12 protein-coding genes are annotated in these 14,340 nt (G+C 43.4%); 7 read left to right on the forward strand and 5 right to left on the reverse strand.

Annotated features, from left to right (window positions below; all coding sequences use genetic code 11):
- On the reverse strand, nt 1-741 hold the full coding sequence (locus tag OPS25_RS02740) for an SDR family NAD(P)-dependent oxidoreductase (protein WP_265616113.1): 741 nt from the start codon (nt 739-741) through the stop codon (nt 1-3).
- Nucleotides 741-1,175: a nuclear transport factor 2 family protein gene (locus OPS25_RS02745; RefSeq protein ID WP_265616114.1), complete on the reverse strand. Its 435-nt coding sequence runs from the start codon at nt 1,173-1,175 to the stop codon at nt 741-743. The genes OPS25_RS02740 and OPS25_RS02745 overlap by 1 nt, the downstream gene beginning before the upstream one ends.
- A gap of 150 nt (nt 1,176-1,325) precedes the next feature.
- On the opposite strand from OPS25_RS02745, the gene OPS25_RS02750 reads away from it, so the two are divergent.
- The 3 genes from OPS25_RS02750 (at nt 1,326) to OPS25_RS02760 (ending at nt 3,297) form a co-directional block, all read left to right on the forward strand.
- Nucleotides 1,326-1,931 (forward strand): LON peptidase substrate-binding domain-containing protein, encoded by a 606-nt coding sequence (locus OPS25_RS02750; RefSeq protein WP_265616115.1) that lies wholly within the window; start codon nt 1,326-1,328, stop codon nt 1,929-1,931.
- Between the two features lie 87 nt (nt 1,932-2,018).
- On the forward strand, nt 2,019-2,630 hold the full coding sequence (locus tag OPS25_RS02755; RefSeq protein ID WP_265616116.1) for a sigma-70 family RNA polymerase sigma factor: 612 nt from the start codon (nt 2,019-2,021) through the stop codon (nt 2,628-2,630).
- Nucleotides 2,623-3,297 carry a cupin domain-containing protein gene (locus OPS25_RS02760; RefSeq protein ID WP_265616117.1) on the forward strand — a complete coding sequence of 225 codons (675 nt, stop codon included), beginning with the start codon at nt 2,623-2,625 and terminating at the stop codon, nt 3,295-3,297. The genes OPS25_RS02755 and OPS25_RS02760 overlap by 8 nt, the downstream gene beginning before the upstream one ends.
- A gap of 55 nt (nt 3,298-3,352) precedes the next feature.
- Here the strand turns inward: OPS25_RS02760 and OPS25_RS02765 are convergent, their stop codons facing one another.
- A complete protein-coding gene (locus OPS25_RS02765; RefSeq protein ID WP_265616118.1) occupies nt 3,353-4,117 on the reverse strand; it encodes an outer membrane protein assembly factor BamD in 765 nt (254 codons plus the stop codon).
- A gap of 167 nt (nt 4,118-4,284) precedes the next feature.
- Here OPS25_RS02765 and rluD point away from each other — a divergent pair, with 167 nt between their 5' ends.
- From rluD to clpB, 3 genes are all read left to right on the forward strand, one after another.
- Nucleotides 4,285-5,277 (forward strand): 23S rRNA pseudouridine(1911/1915/1917) synthase RluD, encoded by a 993-nt coding sequence (gene rluD, locus OPS25_RS02770; protein ID WP_265616119.1) that lies wholly within the window; start codon nt 4,285-4,287, stop codon nt 5,275-5,277.
- On the forward strand, nt 5,267-6,004 hold the full coding sequence (pgeF, locus tag OPS25_RS02775) for a peptidoglycan editing factor PgeF (RefSeq protein ID WP_265616120.1): 738 nt from the start codon (nt 5,267-5,269) through the stop codon (nt 6,002-6,004). Before rluD ends, pgeF begins: the two co-directional genes overlap by 11 nt.
- Nucleotides 6,005-6,097: 93 nt before the next feature.
- Nucleotides 6,098-8,671, forward strand: a complete 2,574-nt coding sequence (gene clpB, locus OPS25_RS02780; RefSeq protein ID WP_265616121.1) for an ATP-dependent chaperone ClpB — start codon at nt 6,098-6,100, stop codon at nt 8,669-8,671.
- A 41-nt stretch (nt 8,672-8,712) separates the two neighbouring features.
- On the opposite strand, the gene prsT is transcribed toward clpB, so the two are convergent.
- Nucleotides 8,713-11,499 carry an XrtA/PEP-CTERM system TPR-repeat protein PrsT gene (prsT, locus tag OPS25_RS02785; protein WP_265616122.1) on the reverse strand — a complete coding sequence of 929 codons (2,787 nt, stop codon included), beginning with the start codon at nt 11,497-11,499 and terminating at the stop codon, nt 8,713-8,715.
- 653 nt (nt 11,500-12,152) lie between these two features.
- The gene (gene xdp1 / locus OPS25_RS02790) at nt 12,153-12,929 is read right to left on the reverse strand and encodes an exosortase-dependent surface protein XDP1 (RefSeq protein ID WP_265616123.1); all 777 of its coding nucleotides are present in this window, start codon (nt 12,927-12,929) and stop codon (nt 12,153-12,155) included.
- A gap of 204 nt (nt 12,930-13,133) precedes the next feature.
- Here xdp1 and pssA point away from each other — a divergent pair, with 204 nt between their 5' ends.
- Entirely contained in the window at nt 13,134-13,982 is an 849-nt protein-coding gene (gene pssA / locus OPS25_RS02795; RefSeq protein WP_265616124.1) for a CDP-diacylglycerol--serine O-phosphatidyltransferase, read from the forward strand.
- Nucleotides 13,983-14,340: the final 358 nt, after the last annotated feature.

The raw sequence follows: 14,340 nt of genomic DNA on the forward strand, positions 1-14,340 counted from the left end.
TCACATACTGCTGCGCATTTTCTTAGATAAATAATGCTGAAATGAGGAGGGGAGTATATTTAATGTCTTCATGATTAAACTGAATCGGGTGGGGAAGGTGATGTCACTTTCTTCTTTTTCAATTCCCCTTAAGAGTGCTTTTGCAGCTTTTTCAACCGGAATAATCATCGGCATTTCAAAATCATTCTTATTCGTCAGAGGAGTTTCAACGAAGCCAGGTGAGACGGTTTGAACTTTCACATTTTTCGACGCAAGATCTACTCTTAGGCATTGGGAAAAGTAATGTAACGCAGCTTTACTCGAACCGTATGCCTCTGCTCTGGTGAAAGGAAACAAGCGCGCCATACTGTCCACAATAACCAATGATTTTCCCTTGGCGCAAGATGGAAGTAGTGCTGCTACGCAATTAACGACACCAAAAAAGTTAACGTTAAAAACCCGGTGGAACATGGCGGGCTCAAATTTATCCATGTCGACATATTCACATGTGCCTGCATTGAGTACTGCAATATCCCACTCTGCATCGCTCAACGCTAACGCAGTTTCTTCTTCGTCCGTCACATCAAACTCCAGTGTTCTTACCTTTAGCTTGTTGGCGATCTCGTTTAATTTTTCCTGATTTCGTCCGCAGGCTATAACGACCCAGCCATATTCAACTGCCTGTTTAACCAACTCTAGGCCAATACCTGAGGTTGCACCCGTAACGAGTAAACGTCGCTGTTTCTTATCTGAATATGACATTATGTATCTCTTAGTCGTGTTTTGATGGCTTTAATTATCCACTTAAGCAGGGGAATGTTTTCATAAACTAATTGGCCCACATCGAAGTAATCCCGATGATAAAAAATGCCAGTTTTATTCACCTTCAAATGAGTCACCCCATCGGACTGGATTAGCTTCGTAGGATCTGAGCGTAAGCTCAGATTAATCGTCCAGCTTATATAGTAGGAGTCGTGTTCCTTGTTCAAACACTTATCAACTGAGAAAATATCGAACGTGCAGGCTGCCACTTTCTCATTGAACTTCGTAAAGTAAGCGTTTATTTCGGCCAATCCACGCAAATGATTCATGGGGTCTATAAACTCTACATCTTTTGTGTAGAATTTTCGCAAGTTCTCAGACGGGCTTTTATGGAATTGCTCAAAATATTTGCAAAATTCATCGACAGGATGCATAAAATCAAAAAATTTTATTTAGTTTCCAGTACATAGTTTTTATCTAACGAGATCACTTTGCCAGCCCTTATTTAGCAAGGCTTGCAATAACGATCCAAATAGACATCCATAGCGTAGCTAGGCAAATTCAGCAAATCTCAATTGGTATTAATGAACGCGGAAAAGCTTCCAATTTTTCCCCTGTCAGCTCATATTTTGCCTGGGGGTAGGATGTCATTACGAATATTCGAACCGCGCTACCTGCGTATGGTAAAGCATGCCTGTGCGACGAATTCTTTATTTGTTATCTGCATGCATAAAGCTCGCGTTACACCGGTTGAGAATGATCAAGTTCTACCCTTAGGTACCGCTGTTCGTGTGATCGACTTCAATATATTGCCAGATGGTTTACTTGGCATAAAGGTTGCTGGTGAATATTGTGTTGAGATAAAGAACATTGTTACCGAGCCTGATGGCCTGCAATGCGCAGAGTGTAAAAAATATCAGGTTTGGAATTCACAGCAATCTACTCAACAGATCGCTCCTATGGACGAATGTTTAAAGGAAATTTTCGCGCAATTTAGGGACTTAGCTCGACAATATGATGAGCTTAACTATAGGGACCCCACGTGGGTACTGTTTAGATGGTTAGAGTTGTTACCAATTGACGCGGAGAAAAAGCAGCATTTTTTAGTTCAGAATGATGCTAAAGACCTGCTTAGTTATTTGTTTGCCCTGCATGACGTATTGGCAGATAAAGTCACCAGAGTGTCGTGATTTAAGGTCACTCACTAATGGGCAAAACTGTTTAAACGTTTCTCTATAGGATCTGACAACCATTTCAGAAAACGCGGACGAACCTATATGTTAGTTGGAATTCCATTGGAACAAAGCAACAGTGTTATTAAACCGAGAGATTGTGCCAGCGAGATGTCAGATTATATCGTTGCTGTTGCCGAAACTCGGTGTAAAGCCTCGTTTGGTAAAGTTTTTAGTTATTTTGCGCCACGTTTACGCTCATACGCTCTGAAACAGATGGGCAATGAAGCTCTAGCCATGGAGCTTGTGCAAGACACTATGTCTAACGTCTGGCAAAAAGCGCATTTATTTAATGCGGAAAAAGGCTCGCCTTCTACCTGGATATTTACGATTGCACGAAATATTCGCTTCGATATGTTGCGGAAGTTGCAAAATCGCAAAGAAGATGTGTGTTCAGATGATCTCTGGCCCGTTTTGTGTGAGCAAACAGCTGACCTTAAAGAAGCGTCATTGGATGAACAGATCACCCTTGAACAGATTGGGTTTATGTTCGAATCCCTCCCTCCTAAGCAACAAGCCGTTATTGAAGCAATTTACATTGACGGTAAGTCGCAACAAGAAGTTGCAGATGAATTAGTTATCCCGCTAGGAACGGTAAAGTCTCGTACGCGCCTGGCACTGCAACGACTAAAGGGAATGCTAAACGACGATGATTAATTTTCACCCCACCAGCGAACAATTAACATTGTTCGCCGAAGGGGCGTTAAAACCTGAGGAATCAGTTGTGCTCTCTGCACATATTGACATGTGTAAGTGGTGCAGAGATGAGTTACGTCAAAAAACGGAAATGCTCGCAGCTAAGGTGTTTCAGTTTACAGAAACCGCTACACGTCCATTTAAACTGGATTCGATGGTCGAGGGCATTACTTCGACCAACGAACAATACCTTCGATCTCCGGCTCACTTTTCCCATTTCAGTCAATTTATCCGTCTGGATGGGTTACGTTTTTATCTACCACGTACTTTACGCAAATTTGCGCTAAAAGCGGGCGGATGGGCGTACTTAGCAGGTAAAACGTGGCAAGCAGGAATAGATTTTAATAGCTCATGGCAAGCCAGTTTTATATATTTAGAGAAAGGCGGGAAAATACCAGAGCATAAATATGTGGGAAAAGCTTACTGGTTAATCATCGAAGGCGAATTCTCGGAAGGGAAAAAAATTTTCAAGAAAGGAGATTTTGTCGCCATTGCGAAAGACGCCTCTAAGGCACCTGTTTGTCATGGTGAAAAAGGATGTTTAATGTTTGCATTGCTCGAAAAACCCATCGTTTTTACCACAGGGTTAGCTAATTTACTTCATCCATCCAGTCATCTTTACTTTTAATTCCAATCCGCATGGTAGCGTAGGCTCGCTTCCTGCGGATTAGAATACACGAGTCTTAACTAATAAATTCGCTGTTCGGATAATTCAATTTTAATGTTTTCAGCGCGTTCTGCTTCAATTCTTCCAGACCCAACTCTTCGTAACTTGAAACCATAATTTCTAATGCTTGCTGGACTTGATCAGAGTTCGGATAATGCTCAATGACATAGCGACCCCGATTAGCCGCTGCAACATATGCTTGCCTGCGCATGTAAAAACGAGCGATTGCAATCTCGTAGCGAGCTAAGCGGTTTTTGATAAAAACCATACGCTTACGGGCGTCGGCTGCATATTTGCTATCAGGATGCTCTTCAATCAGCTTTCTAAAATCGTTAAATGCTTCGCGAGACTTTTCCGGGTCCCGATCAGCGCGGTCAATCCCCATTAAATCCTGAAACAGATTGTTTTCTGCATCCATATTGGTCAGGCCACGCATGTAACGAACGTAGTCCACATCAGAATGATTCGGGTTCAAGCGTAAAAAACGGTCGATTGTGGCAAGGGTTTCGTCTGTTTTATTCGCTTTATAATAGCTGTAGATTAAATCCAGTTGTACTTGGTGGGACAGCGGACCAAAGGGATAACGTGAATCAAGTGTACTTAGTGTATCGGCCGCGTTGCTAAAATTTCCTGCTGCCATACTCTGCTTCGCTTTTTCATAAAGCTGTTGGGCGCCCATGTTTGCCAATGCCAATTTCTCTTCGTCGGACGAAGAACTGCACCCGGATAGGCTGATGGCTGCACCAAACAGCGCAGGCAAAATAAATCGAATCAATTTCATAGCGTAATACATTCCTGCTATTTAAGTAACTATGTCTAACGTGACACATATGATTGCAAGCATTCTAACGTAATCAGACTTCAATGCACCACATAAAACCAATAAAGTTTGCCGCGAAATGGAGCAAATCTTGTTATAATGATGGTTTTCACCAATACTCAGGCGTTATGAGTCAAAACCATACTGATGTAAACAGCATTTCTCTTCAGGCCGAGGCCGAACCACGTCATTTCGGACAGAGGTTAGATCAGGTTGTAGCGGATTTGTTCCCGGAATATTCACGATCCAAACTAAAAACGTGGATTCAGGCAGGTAAACTAGTTGTCGACGGCGAAATAATTAATACGCCGCGTCAAAAAATAAATGGGCATGAACTGATTGAGCTCAATGCAGAACTGGAAGTGCAGTTGACCAGCAAGCCGCAAAATATCAGCTTGAAGATTGTCTATGAAGATGAGCATATTCTAGTCATCAATAAACCTGCCGATATGGTTGTGCATCCTGGCGCAGGAAATCAAGATGGGACCCTACTGAATGCGTTGCTCGCGCATGTACCAAACATCGATAAGGTTCCAAGAGCTGGGATTGTGCACCGTTTGGATAAAGATACCACGGGGTTAATGGTGGTCGCGAAAACGATTCCCGCACAGACACACCTGGTGGAACAGCTTCAGCAGCGCAGTATGAGCAGAGAATATGAAGCGCTGGCTATGGGGACGATGGTGGCTGGCGGCGTGGTTGATGCACCAATTGGTCGGCATGCAACGAAACGCACCCATATGGCAGTCCGGGAAACAGGAAAGCCAGCTATCACGCATTATCGGGTGATTGAAAAATTTCGCGCTTATACCCATGTCAGATTAAAGCTGGAAACAGGTCGCACTCATCAAATCCGTGTTCATATGGCTTACATCATGCATCCGCTGGTAGGTGATATTACATATGGTGGGCGTCCGAAGTTACCCAAAGGGGCGTCAGAAGAATTCGTTGAGACACTTCGTCAATTTAAGCGCCAAGCGCTTCACGCAGTACAGTTATCTTTGCATCATCCTGAAACAGAAGAATGGATGACATGGCAAGCACCTCTCCCTCAAGATATGGTTAAGTTAATTAATGCGGTACGCCACGACACCGCGCTAAATCCTTTAGATGACTATTAATTACGCGTGGTTTAGTCCTGATTGGGATAGGCCGAAGAATGTGACGGCCTATGTTTCCACGCGGTTAAATCATACTGGTTATGCGTCTGACGATGAACCCTATTCGGAGAACAATATTGCGTTGCATGTTGATGATGACCCCGAGAAAGTTTTCGATAACCGATCGTTGCTTCCTTTCTCTCCGCGGTTGTGTTGGCTAAACCAAACACACAGCAATGTTTGCGTCACTTTACCCTATTTATCCGACACCGCAGATGCGTCGATTAGCAGAAACCGTAAATACTGGTGCGCCGTAATGACCGCTGACTGCGTGCCTGTGTTGATAACCAACATTTCAGGTACCGAAGTGGCAGCCGTTCACGCCGGGTGGCAGGGATTATCAAATGGGGTGATAAAAAATACGTTACATGCCATGGAGTCCAGGCCCGAGGACTGTATTGCCTGGATCGGTCCGGCAATTTGCAAAAACTGTTTCGAAGTGGATGCAAGTTTTTCGAACAAATTCAGGCAATGGCCGCACACTATTGAAGGCCGTTCCGCGGAAAAAGCCTATATAGACTTACCCGAAATAGCTCGTTGTCAGTTGCACTCATTTGGCTTGACACATATTACCAATTCTAATTTGTGTACCTACGAGAATGAATCGTTATTTTTTTCTCATCGCCGTTCTCAGCATAAAGGGTATTCAGCAACAGGGCGTATGGTCTCGGTTATTGGCATCAATTAAGGCCGATGCGTTTGTGGAATTTTCTACTACTCTCTTGAAAGCACCACCCTGAATACCCATAAATTAGGTGTCGTATTTTAAGAGAGATCTGCTATGAGACTTGACAGATTTACCAGCAAATTTCAGCTTGCAATTTCTGACGCACAATCCTTGGCGTTGGGAAGGGATCATCAATTTATTGAACCTGTGCATTTAATGACAGCCATGCTGAACCAGCAAGGGGGCTCTGTCAGGCCACTACTGGACCAGGCAAAAATAAACGTCAATGGATTTCGCTCAGCATTAAGCCAGGCTATCGAACGCATACCACGTGTTGAAGGCATTGGAGGCGATATCCAGCTCAGTAAAGACAGTGGAATGTTGCTCAATCTCTGCGACAAGATCGCTCAGCAACGCAAAGACGACTACATAACGTCGGAAATATTTGTGTTAGCTGCGCTTCAGGATAAAGGACGTCTGGGAGAAATTCTCAAGGAATTGGGAGCGACGAAAGAGAAAATTGAACAAGCCATAGATAGTATGCGTGGTGGACAAAAGGTAACCGATCCGAATGCAGAAGATGTGCGTCAAGCCTTAGAAAAATTTACCACCGATTTAACTGAACGCGCAGAGCAAGGCAAGTTGGACCCTGTAATTGGTAGAGACGAAGAAATACGGCGTACGGTGCAGGTATTACAAAGGCGCACTAAGAATAACCCTGTTCTAATTGGTGAGCCAGGTGTAGGCAAGACCGCCATTGTGGAAGGACTGGCTCAGCGAATTATTAATGGAGAAGTCCCCGAAGGGTTGAAAAATAAGCGAGTGTTAGCGCTGGATATGGGGGCGCTGGTCGCTGGAGCAAAATATCGCGGTGAATTTGAAGAACGGCTTAAAGCGGTTCTTAATGAGCTGTCAAAGGAAGAAGGGCGTGTCATTCTATTCATAGACGAATTACACACTATGGTAGGTGCAGGGAAGGGGGATGGAGCAATGGATGCTGGCAACATGCTAAAACCTGCATTAGCGAGAGGCGAGCTGCATTGCGTTGGGGCCACGACGCTAGATGAGTATCGTCAATATATCGAAAAGGATGCAGCCCTTGAGCGCCGTTTTCAGAAAGTGCTGGTTAACGAACCCTCTGTTGAAGATACCATCGCGATTTTACGTGGATTAAAAGAACGCTATGAACTGCATCATTCGGTAGATATTACCGATCCCGCGATTGTCGCCGCCGCCAGTTTGTCTCACCGTTATATTAGTGACAGGCAACTCCCTGACAAAGCGATAGATTTAATCGACGAAGCGGCGTCCAGTATCAGGTTACAAATTGATTCCAAACCAGAGGAAATGGATCGTTTGGAGCGCCGAATTATTCAACTAAAACTTGAAGAGCAAGCGCTGGCTAAAGAAACGGATGAAGCTAGTCATAAACGTCTTGAGATCATCGAACTTGAAAGAGAGCAGGCTGAAAACAAATATGCGGAGTTAGAAACGGTCTGGAAAGATGAAAAAGAAGCCATGCAGGGCACCCAGACGGTCAAATCAGAACTGGAACAGGCCAAGCTTGATCTTGAGATTGCCCGTCGCGCCTCTGACTTGAGCAGAATGTCAGAACTGCAGTATGGCAGAATTCCTGAACTTGAAATGAAGTTGGAAAAAGCCGCTGAAAATGAAACTCGCGAAACCAGTTTGTTAAAAAATAAAGTGACTGATGCTGAAATAGCCTACGTGCTTTCCAGATGGACCGGCATTCCAGTGGCCAAGATGCTGGAAGGTGAAAGAGAAAAGCTTTTGCGTATGGAGGAAGTCTTACACAAACGGGTTGTAGGGCAAAGCGAAGCGGTAAATGCGGTTTCAAATTCAATTCGACGTTCTCGGGCTGGACTTGCCGATCCAAACAGGCCGATAGGTTCCTTTCTTTTCCTTGGGCCTACGGGTGTGGGAAAAACGGAGCTTTGTAAAACCTTAGCGGGTTTTATGTTCGATACCGAAGAAGCCATGGTACGAATTGATATGTCGGAATTCATGGAAAAACATTCAGTAGCGCGGTTGGTGGGTGCACCGCCGGGATATGTTGGATATGAAGAGGGAGGATATTTGACCGAAGCGGTCAGACGGAAACCATATTCAGTCATCTTACTGGACGAGGTAGAGAAAGCGCACCCGGATGTGTTCAATATCTTACTGCAAGTGCTAGATGACGGTAGATTAACAGACGGGCAAGGGCGCACAGTAGATTTTAAAAATACGGTAGTGATTATGACATCGAATTTAGGTTCTGATGTGATCCAGGACAAAAGTGATGATAGTCAGTACGAGGAAATGAAAGCCGCGGTGATGTCGGTGGTCAGCCAGCACTTTAGACCGGAATTTATTAACCGTGTTGACGACATTGTGGTATTTCATCCATTGGGCAAAGAGCAAATTAAGTCTATCGCTAAAATTCAGTTGGCTTCATTGCGAAATCGATTGGCAGAGAAAGGTTTTAAACTTGAACTTTCCGCGCAGGCCATGGATAAACTGGCAGAGGCTGGCTTTGATCCGGTGTTCGGTGCACGTCCCTTGAAACGCGCCATTCAAACACAAATCGAGAACCCGCTTGCACACAAATTACTAGCTGGGGAAATTCTTCCAGATAGTACAATAAGAATAGATGCCGAGGACGATAGATTGGTTGTCGCCGTTTAATATTTGCAGCGGTAAAGGCCGCTGCAATTATGGAGCTGGAATTATAGCAGCGAATTCTTGAGCGCTATTGCTTGGTCTTTTTCCGGAAAATTTTTATCGAACGTTTTGTTCTCTTCAAAAACAGCTAATGCCTCTTCTATGCGCCCTAGTTTAGCCAGTGTGTAAGCTAAATGGTAATGTAAGCTAGGACTAGAAGCGTTTAACGTATAGGACTGTCGCAACTTGTCCAATGCAGCTTTGTATTCTCCGGACAGTGCAAGTAGCCATCCTTTGGTATCAATAAGGGATGCGGAGTCAGGCGTAATCGAAAGAGCCCGGTCAATATAAGAATGGGCTTTTTCCAGGTCGCTCGTGGCGTATATATTGGCAAGGTTATTCAGCACAAAATGGCGGTTCGCTAACCCTTCCTCGTTTACTAAAGATTCGTAAAGCGGAGCGGCCTGCCCAAAGTCCCTATCAATATAATACATGTCTGCAAGTAAGTGCTTAGCAAAGTGATTACCTGGCTGAGTTTTAATAAAACTATTCAGGTAGGTGGTCATCTCATCGCGAAGGTGGCCTTGCTGGGCCAACTCATACATCCTAATTACTGCTAAAGTAAATTGAGGGTCAGCCTTGTGTGCTGCTTTGTAGAATGAAAAAGCTTCAGGATAACGTTCTTTTTCCTGATTCAGTTCTCCTTGAATGAGCAGCGAATTGGAGGTGTCTCCAAATACATCAACCACCTTTGCCACCTGAATTTCGGCTTTTTCAAGCTCACCCTGGTGTATAAAAAACCGGGCTAATTCTAGGTGGGGAATAATACTTTCTTGCGCATATTCCACTGCTGAGATAAGTGACTTTTCGGCAGCTTCTTTGTCACCTGCTAGAATTTGAAGTTTGCTTAATTGGATAAGTTTTTGCGGCTGGGCCTGCCAATGTGCATAGACGATATCCAGTTGTTTTCTAGCGTCCACTTTTCTATCAAGTTCAATCAAAATTTCTGCTTTTCTCAGAACGTATGGTGCTGATAGCCTATCTATTCCTAGCAACTGATTTATTTCACCCAGGGCACTTCTATAATCTTTTTGTTGTAGATAAATGGACACTAGCAGTTCGCGGGGGCGGACATCATTCTTGCTGATCGATTTTGCAGACACCAAATGTTCTATAGCTTGTTCAGGCCGATTCTGAATCATGTGTAGCTGCCCAGCTAATAGAAGAACTGATATATTTTTTTTATCTAGCTCTAACGCTTTTTTAATACTCGCGTTGGCCTTTTCAATATCATCATTTGCAAAAGCAATCCGTGCTTTCGCAATGACAGCGCCGAGCATGTCAGGTTCTTGACTTAACACATTTTTTATTATGTTACTCGCTTGGTCGAATTTCCCTAGTCGCATAAGCACTTCTGCAAACAATACCTGATAGCTCGTGTTATTTGGCTCAATTTCAGCGAGCTTCTTAGCATAGGTAAGTGCGTCGTCAAATGCTTCCTGTTGACTTAGTAGCACCGTTTTTAACTGTAATACTTCCTCTGTTTCTGAATTAGCCAATGTGGTGTTCAACACCTTTAGTGCTTGCTCACGTTCTCCCTTATTTAGAAGGATTTTGGCGCGTAATAGGGTGATCTCTGGTGCGTCAGGAAAGTTAGCAACAATAGCCGGCATTAGCTGCTCACACTTAAACCGCCTGTGAATTGTAAGATAAAATTCACATGCCAGACTCGCGACCTGAATATTTTGTACTACAAGATTTTCATGTTTTTCCAAAATTTTCCGCGCGTCTTTAACATAGCCCACGCGCAGCAATGAATCTATTAACATACCTAGCAACTCAGGCGTTGCGTCACGACCTGACAGGTATCGCGAAAGCGAGGTGCTCGCTAAATCATAATTGCCATTAATATAAGCCACGACTCCGGCTATTAGACTCAATTCTAACTTTTCATTGAGCTGTTGGTCAGTTAACAGACTGAGCTGTTCACTTAACTCAGTCAGAATTTTATCGGCCTCTAAGTGATTCTCGGTAAGAGCAAGAATACGCGCTTTCAACAGCTTATTTTGGATATCACCAGGCGTTTCTTGTTCTATTTTTTTTACCAGTTCAGTCGCTTCAGAATATTTGCCACGTTGGACTAGGGCACTTGCCAACGCTCGCATAACAGACGGGTTATCAGGTGCAATAGTATAGGCATGACGATATAGCTCCATCCCTTTGTCGTACTCATCACGCTTTTCATTTAATTTCGCCAAAACTAAAAGCATGTCAGGATCCCGTGCCCTAATTTGTTTGGCTTGTGTCAGCAGCTGCTCTGCTTCGCTTAATCGATTTTCGTCCAAATACAATGTTGCGAGACTGGTAAGTAAAGCAACGGAACTATCGAACATAGATAAATGTTTTTCGTATAAAGCAATGGCTTTTTCTCTTGCGTTTTCTCGAAGATATGCTGTTCCTGCTACTAATACAATCGCTAGCTTGGTGTCCCGTTGCAAATCACGTTTACGCAACAATTTGTAAATTTTATCGTAGCTGCCAGAAAATAGGTAAGCGCGAGCAAGAGGTCCTAACACCAGGTTTTCATCTGCACCGGCCTCCAACACTTCTTCAAACTCAACTATCGCATCACGGACATGACCATCGATAAGTAATATACGCCCCATTAGTAGCTTAGAGGGAAGATGTGCGGGGTCTTCTTGAAGCACATTTTTTAACAGTATATAGGCCTCTTGCACTTCACCTTCATTAAAAGCGAGTAACGCTTTGTCGTACGAATCCGCCATCGTTGCCTTTACGTTTGATATCAACAACGCGGTAGTAAAAAATAGAACAGAGAGGGCCTTTTTCACATTAACTCCTAATGTTAGGCTTAAACCAATGGTATGCAGTGTAATGAAGTTATAGAAAAGAAAAAAGCCCAGTCAAAACAAGCGCTTTAGTGAGGGTGGCGAGCATTTTTCAAATTGCGTATTTACTTTACATCAGATCCGCACGAACACATGCCACTTATGCATCTCTAACTATGGATAGGATACCGCTTACGGGCCTACTTTTATAGGGGTGAACGATACCATGATATAACTCACCTGCTATCTTCACACTTGCACAACCAGTCAGACTTAACCCTTCACGATACACTCTAATGCATTAATAAGTAGATTGTGGTGCTTAACCCGACAACGCCAACCACTCTAATATATGTTTGCAAACCTTCCAGAACAGACGTCAGCAGAATGGGTAACGTATCAACAAAGCGTGAGCCTTTCCGTGTCGTAAAAATGGGGAATGCTATGATTCAGTATTTAGGTTTGCTCCTTAACCTCGCTATGCGCCGTTAGCTTGGATTCACACGGATAAAGAAAGAGAAAGGGTTACCTGAAAGGAAAAAAGCAACAGGTATGAAAAGCATTCTCAATCTTGCAAGTATACCGCTTTTACAGCTTATATAGGTGGCAGCCAGCCAGACTTATAATTTCGAAGCTACCGTGGCGGACCTGATGGGCTACCTATCGCGTCTTCGATAAACAAACATCGCTATTAGTCCGGCCATTAAGACGCCTGTTGCGGGGGCGCTGACCTCACCCGTAGGTTCTTTGCTATGCGTAGTTAACGATAACAACTTAAAGCCGTCATTCCCTCCGGCTGCTCCTGAAGTTGTACCAAATACCGAGTTGTAGGCACCGACTAACCAGTACTTAGCTTCTGTAGTGATCCCAGTTTGTTGTGTCGAACCCACTGATACATTCGCTAGGCTTAGCGAAAATGTTGCAAGCGACACAACTTCACTCCACGTTTTTCCGTGCAATGATGGCAGGGAGTCAAAGCCAGCCATCGAAATATCCGATTGTCCAGTCTGATAGTCGAACCCCCAACCAAGATTCAACCCTGTAAGCGAGACCGCTTGGTCAAATGAAAATAATAACATATCACTATTGGTAACGTTGTCGATCGTATGTTCATACCACTCTACATCGTCGCGGTTATAGGCAAGCAAACCATGTTCGTTATTGGCTACTATGCCATTTTGAATTTTACCTTTTTTATTCGTGTCAGCCCACGCAGAAATCTCTACATTCTGCCCCCTTTGGCTTATGTTTATTGAGTTTCCCCAATTCTTACCAGAGTAATCCAGCGAATCATTAAAATTCCACGTAGTATCTTCGGCGCTCGCGGTATATACGCTACCTAAACAAAGGGCACACAATACAAATATTCGTTTACCCAACTTCATGATAAGCTCCTCAGCCACCTTTTCTATCTTAACAGTCTGATTTAACATGGAAATCTCCAGCAAAGAGATTGCTTACAGAATGTTTTCTCCATTTAACTTGGTAAAATTTTATCAAATACACCAATCTGTATCGTATACCTGTGCTTATAAATGTATTACGTTTGATAACTAACTTGCTTTTTGGTCAGGCAACTGTTTAAAACCAGCAGCTTATGAAATAATGCCGCCAAAATATTCTGAGACAGAGGATTTATGCCTGAAAATAAACGCAAAGGAATTTACCTTTTACCCAACCTTCTAACGACAGCCGGACTGTTTTCTGGGTTCTTTGCAGTTGTTTCATCAATGAATGGTCGTTTTGAAGCTGCCGCAATTGCTATATTCGTCGCGATGATTTTTGATGGATTAGATGGACGAGTAGCTCGCATTACAAATACACAGAGCGACTTTGGCGCTGAATATGATTCTATGGCGGATATGGTCTCGTTTGGTGTTGCGCCAGCCTTAGTGGCATATAATTGGGGTTTAAGCGGGCTTGGCAAATTGGGGTGGTTAGCTGCATTCATTTATGTCGCTGGTGCAGCTTTACGCTTAGCACGTTTCAATACTCAGATCGGCATAGCTGATAAAAGATTTTTTCAAGGACTAGCCAGTCCAGCATCTGCAGCACTAGTGGCTGGTTTAGTGTGGGTAGGTGTCGAATACGGTGTGGATGGAGATGATTACGGTTTTGTCGTAGCAATCGTGACCGGCTTAGCGGGTTTATTGATGGTGAGCAACTTTAAATACAATTCCTTCAAAGAAGTTAACTGGCACGGTAAGGTCCCTTTCGTAGCCATTCTTATTGTAATGTTGGTTTTCGTTGTTGTAGCAACTGAACCTGCGTTGGTGCTATTTATCGTTTTTGCTCTTTACGCACTAGCGGGGCCGATCAATACGTTTAGAACAGTAGATAAAGTTACCTTAGAAGATGTCGTTGGCGATCATGAAGAAGATGCTGACTTTAAAGAAACCGAAAAGGAAGGAAAGGTTTCTTCGGAATTTGATTCTGGAAACCCGACTCCTACAGATGCCAATCAGGGTGATAAAAAAGAAATTTAAAAATATTTTTAAAAAGAGGTTGACGATCAATTTTATCTGCGTAAAATGCGCGCCTCCTCAGACAGGAACGAATAAGATGTTCTGGATTTGAGAAGGTCAATCTTGAAAGAATTTTTAAAAAAACTTTCAAAAAATGGTTGACAAAAATAAGATGCAAAGTATCATACGCATCCCGCTTGAGACAAGGTCTTGAGTGAAAATTTGAAGGGTAAAATAAAGCCTTTCTAGCGCAGGAAAGCCAAGAGCTGAAAAGCGTGCTAATCGGCAAGTCCGATTAGCAAAACGTTCTTTAACAATTTATAACAAGACAATCTGTGTGGGCACTCGTTAAGAGTGTCAACCGACGATTCATATATAT

This window comes from Alteromonas aquimaris, from assembly GCF_026183695.1.
Classification (GTDB): Bacteria; Pseudomonadota; Gammaproteobacteria; order Enterobacterales; family Alteromonadaceae; genus Alteromonas; species Alteromonas aquimaris.